This is a genomic window from Methylibium sp., from assembly GCF_013817365.1.
GTDB lineage: Bacteria > Pseudomonadota > Gammaproteobacteria > Burkholderiales > Burkholderiaceae_C > Methylibium.
Map to the genome: position 1 here is coordinate 1 of NZ_JACDCU010000607.1, position 2,016 is coordinate 2,016.

Genomic DNA, 2,016 nt, shown 5'->3' on the forward strand with positions numbered 1-2,016 from the left:
ACATCGCGCGCACCGGCCGGCCCGGCCCGGTGGTGGTCGATGTGCCCAAGGACGTGTCGCTCAAGACGGCGCCTTACCACTACCCGGCGCACATCGAGATGCGCTCGTACACGCCGGTGAAGAAGGGCCACAGCGGCCAGATCCGCAAGGCGGTGCAGCTGCTGCTGGCGGCGAAGCGGCCCTATATCTACACCGGCGGCGGCGTGATCCTGGGCAATGCGTCGGCCGAGGTGCGCCAACTGGTCGAGTTGCTCGGCTACCCCTGCACAAACACCTTGATGGGGCTGGGCGCTTTCCCGGCCACCGATCCCCGCTTCCTCGGCATGCTGGGCATGCACGGCACCTACGAAGCCAACATGACGATGCAGAACTGCGACGTCCTGCTGGCGGTGGGCGCGCGTTTCGATGATCGCGTGATCGGCAACCCCAAGCACTTCGCCTCGGTGGAACGCAAGATCGTGCACATCGACATCGATCCGTCGAGCATTTCCAAGCGCGTGAAGGTCGACATTCCCATCGTCGGCGATGTGAAGGACGTGCTGCAGGAGCTCATCGCCCAGATCAAGGACGCGCAGGCCAAGCCCGATTCGGCGGCGCTGTCGAGCTGGTGGAAGCAGATCGCCGATTGGCGGGGCCGCGAGTGCCTGAAGTACAAGAACTCGGCCGACGTCATCAAGCCGCAGTTCGTGATCGAAAAATTGTGGGAGCTCACCCGCGAGCGCGATACCTACATCACCTCCGACGTCGGCCAGCACCAGATGTGGGCGGCGCAGTACTACCGCTTCGACGAACCGCGGCGCTGGATCAATTCCGGCGGCCTGGGCACGATGGGCGTGGGGCTGCCGTACGCAATGGGCATCAAACTCGCCAAGCCGGACGCCGACGTGTTCTGCGTCACCGGCGAGGGGTCGATCCAGATGTGCATTCAGGAACTCTCGACCTGCCTGCAGTACAAGACGCCGGTCAAGATCCTTTCGCTGAACAACCGCTACCTGGGCATGGTGAGGCAGTGGCAGCAGCTCGACTACGGCGGGCGCTATTCACACAGCTACATGGATGCGCTGCCTGATTTCGTGAAGCTGGCCGAGGCCTATGGCCACGTCGGCCTGAAGATCGAGAAGCCGTCGGAGGTCGAGCCGGCGTTGCGCGAAGCCATCCGGCTCAAGGACCGCACCGTGTTCCTCGACGTGCGCACCGACCCGACGGAAAACGTCTGGCCGATGGTCAAGGCGGGGCAAGGCATCTCAGAGATGCTTCTGGGCTCCGAGGATCTATAGGGGCTGGCGACAGAACCGCGCGACGGGCGCGAGGGCAGGGGACTTGCCGGCCTCTTGTCAGGAGTGTCCGTAGCTCGGTGAATGCGTCGGGTCCGATCCATCGGACGATCTTTTATCAATCCATCGAAGCGCGTGGCCAAGGGCCGGCGGTTACCGCCGCCGGTCTGAAGAGCGCGAAGGACGATTTCAGATGAAACACATCATTGCCCTGCTGCTCGAGAACGAGCCCGGCGCCCTGTCGAGAGTCGTAGCCCTGTTTTCGGCGCGTGGCTACAACATCGAGAGCCTCACCGTCGCGGTGACCGAGGACGCCTCGCTCTCGCGCATGACGATCACCACGCGAGGCAGCGACGAGGTGATCGAGCAGATTACCAAGCACCTCAACCGGCTCATCGAGGTGGTGAAGGTCGTCGATCTGACCGAGGGCCACTACACCGAGCGCGAGATGATGCTGATTAAAGTGCGCGCTGTGGGCAAGGAGCGCGACGAGATGAAGCGCATGACCGACATCTTCCGCGGCCGCATCATCGACGTGACCGAGAAGACCTACACGATCGAGCTGACCGGCGACGCCGCCAAGCTCGACGCCTTCATCGAGGCGGTGGACCGCGCCGCCATTCTCGAGACCGTGCGCACCGGCTCTAGCGGCATCGGCCGCGGCGAGCGCATCCTGCGCGTCTGACCCAGGCAACCCAACTTTTTGCTTTTCGACAGGAGAACTCCATGAAGGTCTATTACG

2 protein-coding genes are annotated in these 2,016 nt (G+C 63.4%); both read left to right on the top strand.

The annotated features are described in order from the left end of the window. The coding region (gene ilvB, locus H0W38_RS21950; RefSeq protein ID WP_292458232.1) for a biosynthetic-type acetolactate synthase large subunit at positions 1–1,277 on the top strand (1,277 nt) is incomplete at its 5' end. 190 nt (positions 1,278–1,467) lie between these two features. Then, positions 1,468–1,959 carry an acetolactate synthase small subunit gene (ilvN, locus tag H0W38_RS21955; RefSeq protein WP_292446496.1) on the top strand — a complete coding sequence of 164 codons (492 nt, stop codon included), beginning with the start codon at positions 1,468–1,470 and terminating at the stop codon, positions 1,957–1,959. Positions 1,960–2,016 lie beyond the last annotated feature (57 nt).

Excerpts from the sequence above, each read along its gene's own strand:
- ilvN (WP_292446496.1), top strand. The coding sequence starts at position 1,468 with ATGAAACACATCATTGCCCTGCTGCTCGAGAACGAGCCCGGCGCCCTG.